Origin of the sequence: Okeania sp. SIO3I5 (genome assembly GCF_010672085.1) — a bacterium.
Lineage (GTDB): Bacteria > Cyanobacteriota > Cyanobacteriia > Cyanobacteriales > Microcoleaceae > Trichodesmium.
Map to the genome: position 1 here is coordinate 213825 of NZ_JAAHHT010000001.1, position 20780 is coordinate 234604.

At 35.4% G+C, this 20780-nt stretch carries 14 protein-coding genes and 2 pseudogenes; 3 read left to right on the top strand and 13 right to left on the bottom strand.

The window, feature by feature from the left end:
- Positions 1–99: 99 nt before the first annotated feature.
- The 5 genes from F6K40_RS00705 to petB form a co-directional block, all read right to left on the bottom strand.
- Positions 100–1485, bottom strand: a complete 1386-nt coding sequence (locus tag F6K40_RS00705; protein WP_293129938.1) for an AAA-like domain-containing protein — start codon at positions 1483–1485, stop codon at positions 100–102.
- A 1244-nt stretch (positions 1486–2729) separates the two neighbouring features.
- Complete coding sequence (locus F6K40_RS00710) at positions 2730–3110, bottom strand: hypothetical protein (RefSeq protein WP_293129941.1); 381 nt, start codon at positions 3108–3110, stop codon at positions 2730–2732.
- Positions 3111–3282: 172 nt separating this feature from the next.
- Positions 3283–4425, bottom strand: a complete 1143-nt coding sequence (locus F6K40_RS00715) for a glycosyltransferase family 4 protein (protein WP_293129944.1) — start codon at positions 4423–4425, stop codon at positions 3283–3285.
- Positions 4426–5518: 1093 nt separating this feature from the next.
- Entirely contained in the window at positions 5519–6001 is a 483-nt protein-coding gene (gene petD, locus F6K40_RS00720) for a cytochrome b6-f complex subunit IV (RefSeq protein WP_293129947.1), read from the bottom strand.
- 262 nt (positions 6002–6263) lie between these two features.
- A complete protein-coding gene (gene petB / locus F6K40_RS00725; protein ID WP_293092492.1) occupies positions 6264–6932 on the bottom strand; it encodes a cytochrome b6 in 669 nt (222 codons plus the stop codon).
- Positions 6933–8053: 1121 nt separating this feature from the next.
- Here petB and ctpA point away from each other — a divergent pair.
- Entirely contained in the window at positions 8054–9295 is a 1242-nt protein-coding gene (ctpA, locus tag F6K40_RS00730; protein ID WP_293129950.1) for a carboxyl-terminal processing protease CtpA, read from the top strand.
- A gap of 776 nt (positions 9296–10071) precedes the next feature.
- Here the strand turns inward: ctpA and F6K40_RS00735 are convergent.
- From F6K40_RS00735 to F6K40_RS00765, 7 genes and pseudogenes are all read right to left on the bottom strand, one after another.
- Positions 10072–10491, bottom strand: a complete 420-nt coding sequence (locus tag F6K40_RS00735) for a slr1601 family putative cell division protein (RefSeq protein WP_293129953.1) — start codon at positions 10489–10491, stop codon at positions 10072–10074.
- Between the two features lie 858 nt (positions 10492–11349).
- Positions 11350–12012, bottom strand: a complete 663-nt coding sequence (locus F6K40_RS00740; protein ID WP_293129956.1) for an RNA-guided endonuclease InsQ/TnpB family protein — start codon at positions 12010–12012, stop codon at positions 11350–11352.
- A 334-nt stretch (positions 12013–12346) separates the two neighbouring features.
- A complete protein-coding gene (locus tag F6K40_RS00745; protein WP_293129959.1) occupies positions 12347–12775 on the bottom strand; it encodes a helix-turn-helix domain-containing protein in 429 nt (142 codons plus the stop codon).
- A gap of 327 nt (positions 12776–13102) precedes the next feature.
- On the bottom strand, positions 13103–13198 hold the full coding sequence (gene psaM, locus F6K40_RS00750; protein ID WP_071525264.1) for a photosystem I reaction center subunit XII: 96 nt from the start codon (positions 13196–13198) through the stop codon (positions 13103–13105).
- Positions 13199–13665: 467 nt separating this feature from the next.
- Positions 13666–13956: pseudogene (locus F6K40_RS00755) on the bottom strand (nucleoside-diphosphate kinase); the annotation flags it as partial.
- 66 nt (positions 13957–14022) lie between these two features.
- Positions 14023–15906, bottom strand: a complete 1884-nt coding sequence (gene ltrA, locus F6K40_RS00760; protein ID WP_293129962.1) for a group II intron reverse transcriptase/maturase — start codon at positions 15904–15906, stop codon at positions 14023–14025.
- A gap of 593 nt (positions 15907–16499) precedes the next feature.
- Positions 16500–16658: pseudogene (locus tag F6K40_RS00765) on the bottom strand (nucleoside-diphosphate kinase); the annotation flags it as partial.
- Positions 16659–17169: 511 nt separating this feature from the next.
- Here F6K40_RS00765 and F6K40_RS00770 point away from each other — a divergent pair.
- Both F6K40_RS00770 and speA read left to right on the top strand, forming a co-directional pair.
- Entirely contained in the window at positions 17170–17328 is a 159-nt protein-coding gene (locus F6K40_RS00770; protein ID WP_293129965.1) for a hypothetical protein, read from the top strand.
- Between the two features lie 838 nt (positions 17329–18166).
- Positions 18167–20242 (top strand): biosynthetic arginine decarboxylase, encoded by a 2076-nt coding sequence (gene speA, locus F6K40_RS00775; RefSeq protein ID WP_293129968.1) that lies wholly within the window; start codon positions 18167–18169, stop codon positions 20240–20242.
- A 337-nt stretch (positions 20243–20579) separates the two neighbouring features.
- On the opposite strand, the gene F6K40_RS00780 is transcribed toward speA, so the two are convergent.
- The coding region (locus F6K40_RS00780; protein ID WP_293129971.1) for a hypothetical protein at positions 20580–20780 on the bottom strand (201 nt) is incomplete at its 5' end.

The following is a 20780-nucleotide window of genomic DNA, read 5'->3' on the forward strand; positions in this document are numbered from 1 at the left end:
CGCTCCACATAAGTTTGAGCTTCATAAGGCAAAGTTCCACCTTGAATCTGATAAAAACTGCTCCCTTCCGAACCAGTCATAAAAAATTTCCCTCACTATTTATAAATCTAAATTTTCCTCAAAAAACATTCTATATAACTCACAGCTTACTTCTTCTTTATTACCACTAGATTTAATTAAACCAATTTGTTCTAATTGAAATTTTGCAAAAGCATCTTTACACTTTTCACCACGCATAATTTTCTGAAAACAAGCCAAAAGTTGCTTATTTTGACGAGCTTGTAATCTTTCCAAATGATGCAGCAAATAATTGCTAAAAGCTCCACTAATTTTCGATGCCTCTGCTTCTAAACCCTCTAAACTAATATTAGTTTGACTGATTTTATAAAGCGCCCTCTGAACCAAACTAGGATGACCCCCAATTAACTTCATCAAACCATTTACATTATTTTCATCCCAACTTAAACCATAAATTTTAGCCAAACTTAAAACACATTCTGGTGTAAATTCTAAAAGTTCTACAGGAGTACCTACATTCTGCAACGGAGAACCCTTAAAATTAGCATCAGGATATGGTTCAGTTGAATAAGCAATTACCATACTAGGCCAGATAACTTTTCGACTGTCAACCAACTTCATTTTTTCCTCATTCCAAGTTCTTAATACCAGCAAAAAATCAGTTTGAGTCTGTTTACCTAATATTGAATCAATACCATCTATTAATAACGTTTTTCCCGTTTCCGAAAATTTTGGCACTTCAGCAATCTTTTTAAAAATATATTCTTCCAGATAATCCGTACAATTTTTACCAGAAGTTTTGTGTTTATTCCAGACAGTTTCTAAGTCTACCCCTTGAAAACCTGGAATTAACTTACTAAAGGCTGTTGCCACTTCTTCTGTAAACCTCCGAAACAGCTTTTCTGAGTCATTCAAAGTATTATCTCCAAAAGCATCCGTTGCCAAATCTATACGAGCAACAATTCCCTTTTTTTCCTTTTCTAAAAAATGACTAATTCTATCTAATAAAGAAGATTTTCCCATTCCCTTTGCTGCTTTTACTCTAATAAAAGGAACAGATTGACTTACATCTCTTGCTAAACTTAATTCTCGCAGACACTTTTCATCAGCATCTCGTTTTATATATAAAATAGAATCCAAAGGAACTATTCCCGTTGGTAAAGTACCTTGATAAGCAAAAGACTTCAAAATAATTGTATTAGCTAGTCGCTTTCCTCGTTCACCATTTGTTGGAGAAGTTGAATTTTTTTTAATCTCAATCAAGTCAAATTTTTGAAATTTTTTTAACCTTCTTTCTGCATAATTATTATCAATTTCAAGGAAATTATAACTACTTAAGAGTTTTGCAAAATCAGCATGACTAAGATTATCCTTCCACCCAAGAGGTATGAGGTAGTGAGCCAAAATTTCAAATTCTTTTTGCTCTTGTTTATCTAACTGTTGAAGAAGTAAATGGTGGGAGTTCATCAAATCTTACTCCTATACTTGAGTTTTTCTCATCATAGAACTGCGCAAGTATCTTAGGACATTCTTCTTTTCCTATTTATTATCCTAACTATAAAGGCGTAGTGCTATAAATCTACTATGGCATCTATGACTCCAAGAGAACTACCTCGAATTTAAGTTTTAATACATTGTTAATAAGTTAAGTAGTGGCGTGACGCACCTAAAATATTGCAATAGTAGGGACGGGTTCCGCATTAAGTTAATAGTGTTACAAATTATTAGATAAACCCGCCCCCACCCCAAGGATATAATGCACACCCATTCATTAGCTGTGTCAGTAAACTTAATAGCAAGATTTCTAATTTTCTCAAGGCAATAGAAAACAATATATTTCATTTTCAAAAGCTCCAAAAAAAAACGCAAAAAAATAATGGGAGATTGTCAATGTTCAAAATTTGTGATATGTTTAATTTATTGGGTGGTGTTCGACTATAAGCATGATGTTTTATTCAACAAAGATGTATAGAGTCTATATATCAAGCCTCTGGCTTTCCTACGGAATGCTACGCAAACAGCTAGAGGTAGTGATGACTGAAAAGGCTGATAACTGATAACTGATAACTGATAACTGAAAAGACCTACTATTATTACTGAATTTAATATTAATCAAAAAGTCATTAACTTAATAGCAACCCATCCCACCGTTCCTGTCAAGATAAGCACCTTCAAAAAACGGAATCAAATCTTAGAAGAACTTGCTAAATACATTCAACAATTAAATGACCCAGTTATTCTGACAGGAGATTTGAATACAACTATATAGTCTCCTTACTATCAAAAATTAGAACGTCAAACTGGGTTAAGAAATAGTCGTTTAGGCTTGGGTCTTCTGCCTACTTAGCCTGCAAAAAAAATTAATAACTATACAATTTTACATCCTATTTTATCTAGATTTTTTCAAATTCCAATAGATCATTGTTTAATCAGTTCAGAAGTTAAAGTTGTAAATGTTGAAACAAAATCTAATTTAAGTTCAGAATTAGGTTCAGATCATATACCTTTTATTACAGATTTATTTATTGGCAAATAATACTTAATCCGTCAACATTCAGTTATTAGCAGTCAGCTTTCAGCATTTAGAGTGAGTTTTTTTATATACCTAAGAAAGAATTAGTTAGAATATAGACTGACGATCACTCTTTGACTATAAAATTTTTTCTACCTGTTCCCTGTTCCCTATTCCCTATTCCCTCTATTTGAGACCTTTAATCTTCAATTTGTCTTGCATTAATCTCCACTGCCGAAACATCAATAGTACCAGGAGGAGTTAACCTACTAAAACTACCAGCTTCAACCTTAAGAGGTTCTCCACAACTAGGACATTGACATTGAGTCTGATTTAAAGCAGTAAATTCATAACTACAAACAGGGCACTTATCAATAATTAAATTGCGATTTAACCACCAACGCAAACCAATAAATCCAACAATAGGTGCAATTAAAATAAAACCAAATAATATCAAAATAGAATTAACTAACCATCCCAAACCTACAGAACCTAGTAACCAAATAATAGCTAAAACAATTAGCCAATTACCAATACTAGACATAGTTAATTTAAATATTTTTGAGTTCCCTTGATTCACTTAATTATCTCCTCTAATAAACTTTATTCGTAAGCATCCAGCTATTAGCTGTGAATTATTAAATAATTATCACACTGAAGGAAAAATTTCTTCAATCCGATGGTTTTAACCAGAGATAATTATTAATTATTAATTATTAATTATTAATTAATTACTATCCTAATTATAAATTTTAAAGTTGTCTGACTCTTTCAGTAAAAGCCACCTTACCAAAAATCTTTAAACTTTCCTCTCGCAACCATTGACCATCACACCTTTTATCCTCTCCCTTCAAAATTTCTATACAAGCATTAGCTACTGCCTCTGGATTTCGGTGAGGCACCCGCCATCCTAACCTTCCATCCTGTAAAGGTTCCGCCGAACCATCCGCATCTCCAGACAAAACTGGTACTCCGCAGGCCATTGCCTCCAAATAAACAATACCAAACCCTTCCTGAGAAGGCATCACATAAGCATCAGCTACCTGATAATGTTTAACTAAATCTTCTGTGGGCACAAATCCTGCAAATACCACTTTTTCCCCTACTCCCAAATCTTGAGCCAACTTGGCCAAGCGAGGTTGGTCATCTCCACGTCCAATTACTAAATACTTGACTTCTGGGAAAAATTGTAGTATTGCTGGTAACGCCCGAATTGTTACATCAACACCTTTATAGGGGTCTCCCGACCAAAGTCTAGCTACAGTCATTAATACCTTTGTCCCCTGAAGATTGTAACGCTCAATCAAATCTATCGGTTTAACTCCAGGAATAAACTTATCCCCATCCACCATACAAGGTAACAATTGAAATTTTTGTGGGTCTAAATGGTTACTTTCACAACAGCGATCGCGACTATAACGACTAATAGTTAAAATTTTAGTTGCTTGTTTTAATGCTTGTTGATATTTATTTGGTAGTGGTTTCCATACTTCCTTACCATAAGTTAAAACTGTATAGGGAATGCCGAGAGGTACGCACAAAATTTGCACCAATGGAGCTAAATTAATATGACCACAAAAAACCTGTTGGGGTCTTTTTTTTATTAAAAACCACAGTAATGTTGTAGCTAACTTTAATCTCCCTAACCAAATAGACTGACTTTTAAAATAATAGAAATTTAGACTCTTCGACTGATAGGGATTTTCACAATCTTTACCATCTCTTAGTAACAAGATATCTAATTCTAGAAAGGAGTCATCAGGTTTTGCAGAATTTGTTATGTCTTGGTAAGCTTGAAAAATATCTCTTACATAAGACTGAATGCCACCTTCACAAGATAAAATTTCTAGAAAAACAAATATATTTCCTTTTTTTTGATTGAATTTTTTAGCCAATTTTATCTCCGAGTTTTTAGATTATCTTTCTTTCTCCACACTTCCTAATATTCAGTTATCAATTATTACGAAATATCCAAATTTTATTTCATTTCTTACCAGAACTACTCATTACTCCTCATCTCCAAAAAATATTTTAATTTTTCATTGATCAATTTTCCTAGTAATCGCTTTTTCCTGATTCCTTTGTTAATTCATTACATCTCTTTTAGAAGCTCTATATTTTTTTTGGAAAAATGTGAGTAAGTTCAAAATTTATAGGCTTGAAGCAACACTTTAACATCTTAACAGAAAAACTTACAACAAGTTTCTCCAAAACAAAAAGGTTTAAAAAATCTATCACTTGATTTACAACTAAAACCCTATTAAGTGGATATATCAAAATTAAGTCTAATTTTAATTAAAATTCTTGAACAATAGAACTATTATAAAAATCAAAACAATTATTTTACCTATTGCCTATTCCCTGAAAACTAAATTGAAGTCTAATAAAAATTGGTAGTGGTGTACAAGTAGTGATATCCTAAAAAAAGTCAAATTTTCATAAGAATTGAAGGTATTTTACTGTTCCCAGTTAATAGTTAAGTGTTCCCTTTCTCCACAATAAATCACAATCATCTACATGACTACCTAAAAAAATACTATAATACCTGCTTGAAAAAATAATGCTATAAAAAGTGCATCTTCATGGGAAATACTTAAAAAGGTCGTGGTTTATAATAGTGATGGTAGACAGAGTGTGGGAAGTGTAGGATGTGAGGAGTGTTGGATATAAAAATTTCACCATTACAATGCAGTACAACCCTTAAAAAAAGCTTCTTAAATCCCTTTTAGATTGCTATATCTATACATTTTTACCTTTTTTATTCAATATTTATTCTTCCTTCTTCCATAGATACATTGAAAAAAACGTTCCTACCATTTGTAACAAACATTTATTAAATTGGTATAATTTGTCAAATTTGCTCAACTGTATGAGAATTTAAAAAAAAATTTACACCCTCTGAGAATTTCTCTAAATACATTTCTATAAATACAAATGCACTTATGAAGAAAATCTACAAAGGGGTGTAAAAGTTTAAAAATTCAAATCTTAGAACAGACCAAAAGTCAAAGATATATCAATTGGTAGAGTAGCACCAATACCCAACCATAGAGTCACTGCAGTACCAAATAGAAATACAGTAGTAGCTAACGGACGACGGAAAGGATTTTGGAACTTATTGACATTTTCAATGAAAGGAACCAACATTAATCCTAAAGGAATAGAAGCCATTGCCACAATACCCAACAATTTATTAGGTACAGTACGCAGAATTTGGAAAACTGGCCAGAAATACCACTCAGGCAAAATTTCCAGAGGAGTAGCAAATGGATCTGCTGGTTCACCAACCATAGCAGGATCTAGTACAGCTAAACCTACACACAAAGCCAATGTACCCATCATTACTACTGGGAATACATAGAGCAAATCATTAGGCCAAGCAGGTTCACCATAGTAATTGTGACCCATACCTTTAGCTAACTTAGCTCTTAATTGAGGATCGCTCAGATCCGGTTTTTTCAGGGTGGACATATATAGTTCTTTTCTCCGTGATAGTTGACATTCTCTCCGAGCTGAAGCGCGGTAGATTCTACCATACCTTAGTTAGTCGGCAGCTTGACGTTTCATTTACTCCTACGGCAGTAGTCTAACGCTTTTCCCCGCATCAATTTATAGTCTCCGAAGTATATCCGGCGACTAAATATACTTACCGTAGCAAAAGTATCACTAGAAGGAGGAGGCTTCAAACTCAGTTTTAATGTGAAATCTAGTGTCTAATTAATGACAGCTTAATTTACAAAGGTCCAGAGATACCTTGCTTACGAATCATTAAGAAATGCAAGAGCATAAATACTGCAATTAACCAGGGTAGTACAAAAGTGTGAAGACTGTAGAAACGAGTTAGAGTTGCTTGACCAACACTTGTACTACCACGCATGAGTTCTACAATAAATGGACCAACAAATGGAATTGCATCAGGAACACCAGACACAATTTTGACCGCCCAGTAACCAATTTGGTCCCAAGGTAAGGAATAACCAGTTACACCAAAGCTAACAGTAATTACGGCCATAACTACCCCTGTTACCCAAGTTAATTCACGAGGCTTCTTAAAACCACCTGTAAGGTAAACCCGGAAAACATGAAGAATCATCATCAACACCATCATACTTGCAGACCAACGGTGGACAGAGCGAATTAGCCAACCGAAGTTAACTTCAGTCATAATGTATTGGACTGATGCTAATGCTTCTGTTACTGTTGGCTTGTAGTAGAAGGTCATGGCAAATCCAGTAGCAAACTGGATCAGGAAGCACATTAGAGTAATTCCACCCAAGCAGTAGAAAATATTTACATGGGGTGGAACATATTTGCTAGAAATGTCGTCTGCAAGCGCTTGAACTTCCAAGCGTTCGTCAAACCACTTATAAGCGGGTGAATCAGTTACCTGTTTTGAGAACATGAAGCCAAAAATCCTAAATGAATATAGCTGTTTATTAACGAATTAAGTTCTTGGGTAGTTAGGAAAGGATACTCACATCAATCCTGAAATCAGCAAGACAATATCATACTGACTCACGAAGGAATCAAACAGCAAGTCTACTATTTGACAAAGCAAATATTTATCCTTGCCTACCCTATAGTAAAAAAATTTAACATAATTTGTAGATATATTTCATATTAAGGTCGCAATTTTTGTATAGTTTGATATTTTATATAATTTTCGTTTATAATCAAAAGTTTATCTAACTACTAAAATATTGGCCAATTAGAAATCGTCGATCATTAATACCAAATTCAAAAAAGATAATTAGGGCTTGCTGAAAAAGTTTTATGGGTGAGGCTAGGAGTCAGGAGACAGGAGACAGGAGACAGGAGGAGTAAGGAATTTAGAGGAGGCAGAAGGAAGAGTTATCCTTTGATTTTTCGGCTCTTGTCAACCCTTTCATCCTAACATGCATGAGCTTTAAGGAGCAAAAATCTTGTACTTTTTCAAGACTTAAAACGGTTAAAACCTTTATCTGTCAATGCTTTAAAATTTAATCAGCAAACCCTAATTAAAGTAAAAAAGAAATGAAGAGCGAAACCAAAAACTGAAAACAAAAACTGAAAAGATTATAGCTGAGTTAAAATCTCAGAGAGGCTGATGAAGGTAGCTGAAAGACTTATTATGAAGAGAGGACATTGATTTTGGGCTGAGATAGATCGTCGATCATGGCAGTCCAAAAACCTTTATAGAACCCCTAAGCGTATTTATTTAATAAGTTACCGAAAAATCAAGGTTGAAAGCCTCTTTTTTCAAGAATAAAAAAAGAAAAAAATTCCTTTTACCCCAATCTTATTCTTAAAAAGAAGAGGTAATTATTAATTATTAATTATTAATTATTTCGGTAAATGGTTCTTACAAAATTCATTTTGTGAAAAGCATCTCCCTTATGCGTTTAATCGCTATGGGATAAAGAGGTGCGTAGTTCACCCCAGGAGAATTAATCTCTCAAAGTAAAAGTGAAGGGGATTTCTGAAATAGAATCAAGTCTGTCTATATTTGACTATACTTTTACTAACTATAAATATTTTTGTTTTATGAAAAAAAGATTTTTCCAAATTGCACTTCTATTAATATTCCCAATAATTTTGACTTTGGGACTTTGGACATCCTCCGCAGCAGCATTGACTGAAGAACAAAGCTTATTAGGTGAAGCTTGGAGGATAGTTAATTTAGCTTATGTCGATGATTCTTTCAATCATCAGAACTGGTGGTTTATGCGTCAAAATCTGATTAAGAGACCTCTGAAAAACCGAGAAGATACTTATAGTACCATTCAGGAAATGTTGGCAACTCTGGGAGATCCCTTTACAAGACTTCTCAAACCACAACAATACCGTAATTTGCAGGTCGATACTTCTGGAGAATTAACAGGAGTAGGTTTACAAATTGCCCTAGACTCTCAAACAGGAGAACTAATAGTCATATCTCCCTTAGAGGGTTCTCCTGCTGAAACTGCTGGTATCCAAGCAGGCGATCGCGTAGTTAAAATTGATGGCCATCCTACCACAGAATTTACTTTGGATGAAGCAGCAAATAAAATGCGTGGTGCTATTGGTTCTTCCGTGATACTGACAATTTTGAAAGACAGTAACGACCAACCCCAAGACATTACCATAATTCGGGAGCGAATTGAGATTAACCCAGTCTATGCTGAATTAAAATCTGATTCTGAAAAAACAAAACCAATTGGTTACATTCATCTGAGTCAATTTAATGCTAATGCTACTACAGAAATTAGCCAAGCAGTAGAGAGTTTTGAACAGAAGGGAGCTATTGGCTATATACTTGATTTACGCAATAATCCAGGTGGACTCTTACAAGCTGGTGTAGAAATTGCTCGTCTGTGGTTAGATGAAGGTACAATTGTTTACACTGTCAATAGACAAAGAGTTCTTGGTAGTTTTTCGGCTGTTGGTCCTGCGATAACTAATGCACCATTAGTTGTATTAACTAATCAGGGTACTGCGAGTGCCAGTGAAATTTTAGCTGGCGCCCTTCAAGATAATGGTCGTGCAATGCTTGTAGGTGAAAAAACTTTTGGCAAAGGTTTAATTCAATCTTTGTTTGATTTATCTGATGGTTCGGGATTAGCAGTTACCGTTGCTAAGTATGAAACGCCAAACCATAAAGATATTAATAAGCAGGGAATTATTCCTGATGTTGTGGTTAAACAAGAGCCGATTTTACCTAACCAAATTACCACAGAAGCTGACAAACAATATCAAGCTGCAGTAGAACTTATAACATCTCAATTTGTATTAGCAAATGTAGCTTGAGTATGCCGGAATAAGAGTAGCTAAGATCGGAATATTATTTATTTAGACATCTTCATAAAAGAGGTAGTAGGGAGTAGGGATTATATAGAATCCGATTATAGAGTGTATGTTTATAATTCTGTATTCAATCTCTCCATCCCCCCATTTCTATATCTTTCCCAACTATATAATAATCATTCAACCGGATTTGATATTAGGGGTAAATAATTGATTATTTCTGTAGGATAATTGATTTGGTTTTTGATGATCGGAGATGTCTATTTAGGGTTTGCTCTCAAAAGTATTTTTGCTGTAATAGTCAGTATAAATAGGAATTTACAGGAGGTAAGAGTTAGAATTGTTCCTCAATTTATCTGTCAAACTCTTGTCTTACATACTAATATTTTGAGGCTTTTAAACTCAAAATTCCCGACTTTTTAAGTATTCAAAAAGGCAAAAAACTTTATCTATAAACACTTTCAGATTTAATTACCAAGCCCTATTTAATATTATGTCGAATCTCTAATTCTTGAGCTTCGGAGATACTTTGACAGCATACTATTTCTAATAAATTCAGGAAAACCAGATAAATTTTCTGTAATGAAAAATCTTTTTCCCGACACTATAATGATTCATAAAAATTTCATCAGCAAACCAAAGTCAAGTTATTATGTTCAAAAACTGTTTTGCTACGGCACAACCTGTATTTTTCATCTTCCGTAGAATGCTACACGACATGAAAGCATAGCATTACCCAGGAAATGCTAAATTATAATAGCTGAATTTTTACATAATAACTATGGAGAGGGTGTAGATTCTGAACTTGGTTTAATACCATTATCTTCTAGCCAAATTATAGGTATTTGATGAGAGTCTACTCGGTTACTTTGTTCCTGCATAATAGTCTTAGCTTGACTAGGATCGAAATAGCGACTAAATTTTTCCTTCTCATTATTTAATCTATCAGTTGTAGCTTCAATTTCAGATTCAATAACTTGTAGTTTTTCTTGAATAGATTGGTAATGAGGCAACAATTTTAACAAAGCTGAAGTTACACAAAGAGAAAGTAAGATATTAGTTAATAATTTAGCTGTACTTTCAATTGTTATTCCTACTAGATAAGTAGACTTTTGTTGTTTAGAGAATACTTTAGGTTTTACTTGAATGGGCTGACTCTGAGAAACTGGTGAAAATTGAACTGGTTTAGTAGCTTGCATACTTTTGTTTGGATAACTTAATCAATTATAATACTTCTATTTTGTAGATTAATCTATCTCTGATAAATAAATGATTAATTACTGACAAAATTAATTTTTAGTCACCAGAAAATTTTGTTTAAAAGAAACCTAAGATAGTTATTATTTTAAGTAATAAAAAAAATCAGGGTGTTACTGAATGATTGTATTATTTTTAATATTCATTATTCAAAACAGCTTTTTCCCTTTCTATCAATCTTACTGGGATACGAATTTTATACCTGATTTCAGCAATGCCAAATTTAGATAGATAATTGGTTAATATTAACTGTAATTCTATTACAATTATCTTGATGGGTTATATCAGGTCCTTTTAATTGCACATACAATAATCGCATCTACAGAGTTATACATAAGGTGTGTAGGCAGTTGAGTTTTAAATTCTTGACAATGGGTAGAAATAAGTGGCTTAGTCTCTTCTACTGTACGGGTGATTCCCGAATCGTCCCTACGACTACTGACTACTAAATTGATAGTGAGGTTGTTTAATTGGATTTGATATGATATATAGATTCTTTAATTACGGCTTGCTGAATAAATCTAAAAGCATTGAAAAATAAAAGTTTAGCGCCTTTTTAGGTCTGAAATACCTTGGTTTTCAACTCTTCATCAAAATGCATGTTAGCATTTTTGGCGCATTGTTGGGCAAAAAAAATTACTTCCGTACGGACGTTCGCATTTTTGTTATGCAACGTCCCTACCTACTCCCGTACGGACGTTCGCATTTTTGTTATGCAACGTCCCTAGCTACTCCTTAAAAAAGACTTTTTCAGCAAGCCATAATTATCAGTATTCCATTGACATACTCCCGACGCTCCCCTACGGGAGAGCGCGGGATTCTTCAGCCAAGGAAGCCCTGACCGCAGTTTTAACAGAAGTGATGTCCTCCTCCTGTGTTGATAATAATCCTATTTTTTGTATTAGAAGTGCTGAGTTATGGTCTCTATCTAGTTCCTGTCCACATTGAGGACACGAATGCCAGCGTTCTGATAAACTTTTAGAGACTTTATTCAGACATTCCCAACAATGTTGAGATGTACCTTTGGGGTCTACTTTGATAATTCTTTTGCCAAGTTTCCAGGCTACATACTCCAAAATCTGAACAAACTGGCTAAACGCTGCATCTTGTAGAGACTTATTTAATCCTGATTTTGCTGATTGACCGTTGGGCAAAAACTGACCATTATTTCCTAACTTTGCTTTGCAACGTCTAACTAAATTAGCTATCTGTAAGTCTTCCAAGAAAATAACACTTACATCCGAAAACAGATGATAAGCTAATTTGAATTGCCAGTCTAATCTTTGTCTAGATATTAGTTGATGCAGTGATCGAATTTTACCTTTGAGAATTTTCCAACTCTTAGAATGTTTTGTTTTTTTAGCTAATCTTTTTTGTAGTTTAGACAAACGATGTTCAGAGGACCTGAAAAACTTCGAGACTTCTATAAATTCACCTTTACTGGTAACAGCATAGTGCAGCAATCCTAAATCAATACATGCATGAGTTTTCTTGCATTGGGTTGAATTTCTGCAACCTCTACAGGTACAGTCTTATCTTCTATCGTTAAGCTAATATATAGACCATCTGCTTCACGAATCACAGTGCCTGTCTTGACTTTGAATCCTTCTGGTATTGGGCGATTGAATACTAAAGGGACTAAGCCAATCTTTGGTAAATTGACACAATACCGACCATTAGCATTTTTGACAATATTGGTGTTTGATAACTGGGGATAACTAAAAGAATTATAGTAATGCTTTCCCTTGAATTTAGGTCTACCACTGGTTTTACCGTTTTGATCGGGTAAGGCACAAGTTATCCATCGTAGTTTGTACGCGCGCTTATCACATCTTGCAATACCTGGGAGTGCATCGACTTGTATTCAGGGAAGAGTTTTTTGGTTTGTGCTAAATCTGCTAGTTGAACTCTCTCCCACAAAACATAACCATTAACTATATTCGGGTGCTTATCCCCTTTCTTTGTGATCGGATTACCAAAAATGTCCTTTTTTCTGCCATCCCGTGTTTGTACTCTAAATTCAGGGATGTGTTGATAAATCTGGCTTACTGGTACTACTGAAACATTAAGAGGACAAGAGTTTACTGGTGCGCGCGTGGCTTCAAACCAGTTTAACCTTTCAGCTAAACGGTAATTATATTGATTTCTCGCCATGGACAACCAGTTAGATATAATTACCGCTTGACTCTTATGTGGCTTGAGCTTGTACTTATATTTCAGTAGCATGGTAGAATCTACCTGGATTTATAAGCTTATTATTATAATGGCTATGTATATAATTGTCAATGGCTATAGCCAAATATAACTATAGAACCGTACTCCCTGGCCCGGCTTTCATCCCGACGCTCCCCTCCCCCCTTTCCAAGGGGGGTTAGGGGGGATGGAGAGCGCGGGACTTCCCGCCGGGGAAGTTAAAAAAATCTGCCCCCAGCAGTTTTTACTGTGGTAACTTCTCAATAATACTTGACTTTACCAACAAGCCAAAACCTTATTTTGTTAAGAAGTAACTATGAGGACAGATTTAGATATTAGCTTTTTATGATTAACATGGTTTTACTTGTAAAGCTCAGTTGAGAGTCGGAATGCTAAAATTCCTGGGATTAGAGCAATTACTAAAGCAACCAACACTTGGGTATCAGATAAAGGCATGATTCAAAACTCCTAATTTTTGTAGTTTACTTTGCAGTTAATTTTTCATATTTTACATATAATCTGTTAATTCACAGGCTATTTTTGTTTCAAATTGTAACAAAAATTAAATTTTTTACTTCTTTAGACAACTAATAACTGATAACTGAAATGACATATTCAATATAGTTTTGAAATAGTTATGGCTTGTCGATTAAATCTAAAAGTATTGACAGATAAAGGCTCAAGCATTTTTTAGGTAAAACAAACTGCCAGGTTTTCAATGTCTTAGAGCTGCAAGAAGTTAGCATAAAAGGCAGAATAATTGCAGAAAAATAACTTTGACTTTCATATCTGAACTATCTCCTTTAATTCTCCACTCCCCTAATCCTTAAAAAGACTTTTCCAGTAAACCATAGTTAGCTCCCTGATTTAGAGAGCTAACCTATAGGTATTTGAGACAAGAAAAATTTTCTCTATTTCTCTACTTATTCATAAATCCATGGAGTTAAGGTAGGCTGCCATGATACTAACTCTTCATCTTTGAACCAAAGACTAATTTCAGTTTGAGCAGTCTCAATCGCATCAGAACCATGTATTAGATTACGGCCAACACTAATTCCATAATCACCACGAATTGTACCTGGTTCAGCATTCAAAGGATTAGTTGCCCCAATAATTTTTCTGGCAGATGCCACAACCCCTTCACCTTCCCAAACCATTGCTACTACAGGGCCTGACGTAATAAATTGTATTAAGCCTGGAAAAAATGGTCTTTGTTAAACTAAGCCGGTTTGTTACCAAACCGACTCGTCTTCAGAACCGGACGTGAGACTTTCACCTCATCACGGCTCCTCTCCTAGACGTTCCTTGTCATGGACACATCCTGCAAAGCGAGTTAGCATATCGTCAATCCATATATAATTTTCAGGTAAGTCCTGCGACTTAAATTTTGGATATGTCTTTTTATCCGATGCAGTTCTACTGTCGTGGCAATGTCGGTGCAACAATTGTTTGTTTTTAAGTGTGTTGTCACCACCTTCAGACCTTGGTTTTATATGGTCAATTTCCATCAGGTCATTTGGCCTAAAGGTTAGTCCACAAAATGCGCATTTATTCTTTTGACGTTTTAACAACGTCGTGACTTCTTTCCTTACGCCTGGGTACTTGCCGATTCTATTGCTCCAATAAGTCCAGTCGCCGTCATAAGGGGATTTGTTACCTTTTACCTTGATGTGCCGTACAATAGGAACATCGTCGTGTCGGTTTAGTATATATTCGCCATCGTTAAATTCCCAATTTCTGGTGGCTTTAACTTTGGGAAAATACTTTTTCTTAACCCATTTAGCCGACTTATTTGGATGCCTTCTACTTGCCCATCTCCACAGTCTTTTCCATAGGAGGTCATCAACTTTGTTGTATACCTCCTTACTGACTAAGGTTGAAAAGTAGTTAGCCCATCCTCTTATTACCGGATTTAACTTGGCTATTAAAGCTTTGGTAGAGGCGGTTTTGTGAGAGTCACATATATCCGCCATTTTCCGGTAGTGAGTTTTGATACTCTTAGAGGATGGTTTAATCAGCGTTTTAAATCCTTGTTTAGCTGACTTTTTCCTCCATTGCCTGATTGTGAAACCTAAAAAGTCAAATCCTGGTTTATTTCCTTCATATTCTTCCAAGGTGTGGGCAATTTTGGTTTTTTCTGGTTTTAGTTCTAATCCTACCTGGTTTAACCATTCCTGTATTACGGCTTTTGCTTGTAACACTACTTTGATGTCCTCATGTAGGATAACAAAATCATCAGCATAGCGTATTAAGGAGAGACTTGAGCATTTCTTTTGCCAGCTTATTTGTTTACCCTTGTGATTTCTCATGTCTAAGGTCTTGGCAAAATTTGTTAGCTTTTCTTCCATACCGTGCAGGGCGATGTTTGCTAGCAAAGGTGATATTACACCTCCCTGTGGTTTACCTTCCACAGTGTTTGAGAATTGTTTATTGTCAAATACCCCAGACTTTAGCCATTGTTTGATTAATCGTCTGTAAGGTGATTGACCAACTTTTCCCAAAAGTGCATCATGGTTAATTCGGTCAAAACACTTTGATATGTCAGCATCTAAAACGTATTTAGGTTTTTTATTGATACTGACATAGATTGCTCCAATTGCATCCTGTGTTGACCGTCCTGGTCTAAAACCATAGCTGTTAGGTTCAAAGCGTGCCTCCCATTCTGGTTCCATACCTAACTTAACCAAAGCTTGCAGGGCTCTGTCATACATAGTAGGTATTCCTAACGGGCGTTTTTCATCTCTCCCTAGTTTTGGTATCCAGACTCTACGGGTGGGGCTTGCCTTGAGGTGGCGTGAGCTTAGAAGGTAAGCAAGGTTAAATCTCTGCATAGGGGGAAGGTTTTTAATCCCATCCACTCCTGCGGTCTTTTTGCCCTGATTATCCTGTGTCACGCGCCTAACAGCTAGCAACCTTGCGTAATAACTTTTGGTCAGAAGTCTTTGGTATTTACGCATCTTGCGGATTTCGCCACGGCTGGATGCTCTGTAAATTAACTTTTGCAACTTAAATACATTCTTCTCAACCCGTCTCCAGCTGATATCTCGACCTTTGAGGTTTGGATTGACACTAACTTGATTCGGTATATCGTCTGTATCCCATGCCACGCTTAAAAATGGTTTAGGGTTTCCTAAACGTCTTTTTAGTGTTTTAGCTTTATTCATCGCTTGCTCATTACCTTACATTACGTCTAACAGTGGGTACGTCTGCTCGTAAGCTTCTTACCCAATCCTACTCTCCCTAAGACCTGCAACCGCTGTGCAGATTGACCTTGAATGGCTTCCTAAGATTTCGACCTATATTCTTAGGTGTTTTAGAGAGGTTTCCTCGTTCCCTTATTCCTTTTTACGGCCAATTTAGTGGGGTAAAATCTCCCGGAGGGTTCGATATGGTTGTTAACAATCTCACAAAGATAAGATTATTCAAGACCCCCTGACTTTCGTCCTACATCCCATAGCTACCTTTGGAATGGCTGACACTCACGAGAGTTTGATTACCTTCCTGTTCGTCCACTTGTTAGCCTTTGCTTGCGGTATCGTTCCTCGGTAACTGGTATTTTCCCGCTTTTAGGCCAGCTTCACCAGTTTGATGTTCAGTCTCACCAATGTGGCCTATGCTGTCAACCCAACAACAGGGCAGATGGAATTTCACCACCAAGGTAATAAGAGTTATTCACAAGTCGAGGTTGTCCTCATGTATTGACTTGGAACGGCCATTTATACCTAGTTTCCTAGTTTAGTGGCCAACGAGTCGCACCTTTGTGAACATCATAGTGTTTTTCAGCTAGTTCCTTACTTACACTCATAATTTTTAGACCCACTAGGGTAAAACCTTTTGTTTCAAAGCGACTGATAATCTGGCCTACAAATCCTCTTTGGACACCATCGGGTTTAATCGCTATAAAGGTGCGTTCCAAACTTATACTCCTCAAAAATTTGCTTAATAGTCATACTTTACAATACGCAGCAAATCATAGTTTAGGCTATAGCATTATAGTTTTTTTCTAGGATTTATAGAACCTATTTGGTCAGGATTTTGTTCCTAAACAAGAAATCGGGTTTATTATGCTGTAACTAGGAAATTTAGTTGAATAAAAAATCATGTGCATGGGCGAAAAACCCCCATTTAATTACTAATATATCAGAATTTTGGTGAGAATGCAACTTAAATTCTTTTGACGCAGGATTTTTTCGGGTGCTTATGAGAATGACAATGTTTGTAGTTTTCCATTGCACAGAGATGGATGGAAAGATTTGATGAGGGAAGAACAAGTATTTTTTGGTGCTTCAGAAAATGAATATTTTTCCTAGTCGCAATAAAAATTTCTGAATATTTTGATGGTCTCTTGACTAGGAAATTTGATTGAATAAAAAGTCATGCGCATAGGCGAACAACCCCCATTTAATTACTAAGATATCAGAATTTTGGTGACAATCCAACTTAAATTCTTTTGGCGCAGGATTTTTTCGGGTGCTTCTGAGAATGACAATATTTGTAGTTTTCCATTGCACAGAGATGGATGGAAAGATTTGATGAGGGAAGAACAAGTATTTTTTGGTGCTTCAGAAAATGAATATTTTTCCTAGTCGCAATAAAAATTTCTGAATATTTTGATGGTCTCTTGACTAGGAAATTTGATTGAATAAAAAGTCATGCGCATAGGCGAACAACCCCCATTTAATTACTAAGATATAAGATATCAGAATTTTGCTGAGAATGCAACTGAAAATCTTTTGACGCAGGATTTTTTCGGGTGCTTCAGAAAATGAAAATGTTTGTAGTTTTCCATTGCACAGAGATGGATGGGAAGATTTGATGAGGGAAAACAATTATTTGGTGCTTCAGAAAATGAATATTTTGATTGCCTCTTGACTAGGAAATTTAGTTGAACAAAAAGTCATGCGCATAGGCGAAAAACCCCCATTTAATTACTAAGATATCAGAATTTTGCTGAGAATGCAACTGAAAATCTTTTGACGCAGGATTTTTTTCAGGAGCTTCGGAGAATGACAATGTTTGTAGTTTTCCATTGCACAGAGATGGATGGGAAGATTTGATGAGGGAAAAACAAGCATTTTGGAGTGCTTCACAAGATGAAAATCTTTTGACACGCCAATTTTCTTTACCGATTAAGTTAAAATCATCTCATACCAATTTCCTAAAGTAAGAGTAAACATAACTTTAAATCCAATCTTTCAAGCTTGATATAGCAATCCTCAATAGGTTGTAACAATACAAAAACTAGAAATAAATTCTGAAACTCTTACCTATTGCCTATTGCCTATTGCCTATTCCCCATTCCCGAAAAGCGGTAAGATTTTTATACACAAATATATTAGAGGATTGCTATAGATTACTTTTACAAGTGAAGTTTTAAGTTTATGAAATTGGTATCAACTTTACTCTATCAGAATTAAAAATAAAATGGATTTACACTCAACTATAAATCAAAATTGTTCTGAGATTTCCAACAAGAAATTATCAATAAATACCTCTCAAACAGAACAAACAGAAATTAGTCATATAAATTCTGAAGAAAAAAAATTATGGAGAATTGAAGATAGTGAGAAACTATATAGAATACTCGGTTGGGGTAGTCCTTATTTTTCAATTAATTCTGCTGGTCATATTACAGTTTCTCCTAAAGGCGATCTAGGAGGTTCTTTAGACCTATATGAACTTGTTGAATCTATTAAACAAAGAAATATAGGACTACCATTAATTATTAGATTTTCCGATATTATTGAAGATAGAATAGAACGGTTAAATGCTTGTTTTTCTAAAGCGATCGCTCGTTATAAATACAAAAATATATATCGAGGTGTATTCCCTGTTAAGTGCAATCAAAATAGTCAGTTAATAAAGGAAATAGTTAAATTTGGCAAACCTCATAAATTTGGTTTAGAAGCAGGTTCAAAACCAGAATTATTAATAGCTATAGCTACTTTGAAGACAACTGATGCACTAATAATTTGTAATGGTTATAAAGACAGAGAATATATTGAGACAGCAATGCTAGCTCAAAGATTAGGAAAAACAGCAATAATTGCGATTGAGCAGATAGAAGAAGTGCAATTAGTAATAGAAGCTAGTCAAAAATTAAATATTAAACCATTGGTGGGAGTTAGGATAAAACTAAGCACTAAAGGTATAGGTCGTTGGGCAGGAACTACAGGGGATAGGGCAAAATTTGGTCTGAATATTCCCGAAATAATTCAAGTTGTCAATCAGTTAAAAATTGCAGGTATTTTAGATTCTTTACAGCTCTTACATTTTCATATTGGTTCGCAAATTTCTTCAATTAGTGTGATTAAAGATGCTATTAGAGAAGCAAGTCAAATTTATGTGGAATTAGCTCAACTAGGAGCAAATATGAAATACTTAGATGTAGGAGGAGGTTTAGCAGTTGATTATGACGGTTCTAAAACCAATTTTTATGCTTCTAAAAATTATGATATGCAGAACTACGCTAATGATATTGTGGCAGAAGTTAAAGAAGCTTGTGAAGAGAAAAATATATTACCTCCAATATTAGTTAGTGAAAGTGGTAGATCAGTTGTATCTCATCAATCAGTTCTAGTTTTTGATGTATTAGGAGTTAGTCAAGTTCCGAAAGCAGAACCACCAGTTATTAGCAAAGACGAACATTTAATTTTGCAAAACCTCTACGAAACCTATCAATCAATTAAGAAAAATAATTTCCAGGAAGCATATCACGACGCAATTCAATTCAAAGAAGAATCTATTAGTCTATTTAATTTTGGATATCTTAGTATTAGCGATCGCGCCAAAGTAGAGCAACTATATTGGGGATGTTTTCGGAAAATTCAAGAAATACTAAAAGACTCTGAATATGTGCCAGATGATTTGGAAGAACTGGAAAAAATCATGGCATCTATTTACTACATTAATCTTTCTGTTTTTCAATCTGCTCCTGATAGTTGGGCGATTAATCAGTTATTTCCAATTATGCCTATTCATCGGTTAGATGAACAACCTACAGAAAGAGCGATTTTAGCCGATCTTACCTGCGATAGTGATGGAAAAATCGACCAATTTATTGATTTACGAGATGTCAAATCATTATTAGAATTACATCCTTTGAAAGTTAGTAATAAATCTTCGGAGTATTCTGTTAGTCAAACATTAGAAAATTCCCACACAGAAATTCCTTCTGTTTTTGAACCTTACTATCTAGCAATGTTTCTTGGAGGTGCTTACCAAGAAATAATGGGTAATCTCCATAACTTGTTTGGTGATGTTAATGTTGTGCATATTAAATTAACTCCTTCAGGATACAAAATTGAACACGTTGTTAAAGGTGACACAATGACAGAAGTATTAAATTATGTTCAGTATAATTCTGATGCTTTAGTTGAAAGTATTCGTTGTCAAACTGAGCAAGCTTTACAAGAAGAAAAAATTACTATTAAAGAGTCACGAATGTTGCTACAAAATTATGAGAGAAGTCTCAGCAGTTACACTTATTTAAGTAATTAGGGCTTGCTGATTAAATCTCAAAGTATTTTTAGATAAGAGACTGTTTGTAAAAGGAATATTAAATCCAGGTGTAGGGTGGGGAGGGTGAGGCGGCAATAACCCGTGAATCGTAGTCAAAATTTAAGTTTTCGCACCCCACCCACCGAACATTAAGCACTCTGGCCGTCTTAATCTTTGCTTGTGCATTCAGTCTCTAAGGATTTGAGTAATTTTATGTCTGAAATACCTTGGTTTTCAGCTCTTCATGCTCATGCATGTTGACATGAAAGGCAAGAGTTGGGCAAAAAAATTCTCCCCTACGGATGTTTTCCTTACCTACTCCCCTACTCCCCCAGGGCTAATTCTTTGTCGCCAGAGAATATTTAGGGAGAGGGTGGGGAGGATGGGGAGGATGGGGAGGATGGGGAGGATGGGGAGGATGGGGAGGATGGGGAGGATGGGGAGGATGGGGAGGATGGGGAGGATGGGGAGGATGGGGGGGATGGGGAGGATGGGGAGGATGGGGAGGATGGGGAGGAGGGGGAGGATGGGGAGGAGG

What these genes read in the sequence shown, in the direction of transcription:
- F6K40_RS00705 (WP_293129938.1), bottom strand. Translation starts at nt 1,485, where the DNA reads ATGAACTCCCACCATTTACTTCTTCAACAGTTAGATAAACAAGAGCAA.
- petD (WP_293129947.1), bottom strand. Translation starts at nt 6,001, where the DNA reads ATGTCCACCCTGAAAAAACCGGATCTGAGCGATCCTCAATTAAGAGCT.
- petB (WP_293092492.1), bottom strand. Translation starts at nt 6,932, where the DNA reads ATGTTCTCAAAACAGGTAACTGATTCACCCGCTTATAAGTGGTTTGAC.
- ctpA (WP_293129950.1), top strand. Translation starts at nt 8,054, where the DNA reads ATGAAAAAAAGATTTTTCCAAATTGCACTTCTATTAATATTCCCAATA.
- F6K40_RS00735 (WP_293129953.1), bottom strand. Translation starts at nt 10,491, where the DNA reads ATGCAAGCTACTAAACCAGTTCAATTTTCACCAGTTTCTCAGAGTCAG.
- F6K40_RS00745 (WP_293129959.1), bottom strand. Translation starts at nt 12,775, where the DNA reads ATGCTACTGAAATATAAGTACAAGCTCAAGCCACATAAGAGTCAAGCG.
- psaM (WP_071525264.1), bottom strand. Translation starts at nt 13,198, where the DNA reads ATGCCTTTATCTGATACCCAAGTGTTGGTTGCTTTAGTAATTGCTCTA.
- ltrA (WP_293129962.1), bottom strand. Translation starts at nt 15,906, where the DNA reads ATGAATAAAGCTAAAACACTAAAAAGACGTTTAGGAAACCCTAAACCA.
- speA (WP_293129968.1), top strand. Translation starts at nt 18,167, where the DNA reads ATGGATTTACACTCAACTATAAATCAAAATTGTTCTGAGATTTCCAAC.